1 protein-coding gene is annotated in these 285 nt (G+C 62.1%); it reads right to left on the reverse strand.

The window, feature by feature from the left end:
* Positions 1 to 255 (reverse strand): calcium-binding protein (locus PQQ51_RS34430; RefSeq protein ID WP_408501639.1); only part of this gene is annotated, 255 nt, incomplete at its 3' end.
* Positions 256 to 285: the final 30 nt, after the last annotated feature.

The following is a 285-nucleotide window of genomic DNA, read 5'->3' on the forward strand; positions in this document are numbered from 1 at the left end:
ACCGGGCGTGCCCGTAAGCGCGTCGTTGCCAGTGGTCCCGACGATACTGCGGGTCATTGCCACGAGTTGAGCTGCGGAGAATGTCGTGCCGTCCGCGAACTGCACTCGTTGCACGCCGTACTGGCTGTTCACTAGCATGCTGTCCAGCGTGATCTGGTCACCCGATACGCCATCAGTTAGCACCAGCCCTGTGCCGTTTGACGCCGCCGTTACCCTCAGCGACGCCACGTTGATCCCAGCGCCCAGTTGGAGCACCGGCTGGTCCGTACTGGAATAGACCTCGTT

It is taken from the genome of Paraburkholderia xenovorans (genome assembly GCF_046030735.1).
Lineage (GTDB): Bacteria > Pseudomonadota > Gammaproteobacteria > Burkholderiales > Burkholderiaceae > Paraburkholderia > Paraburkholderia xenovorans_A.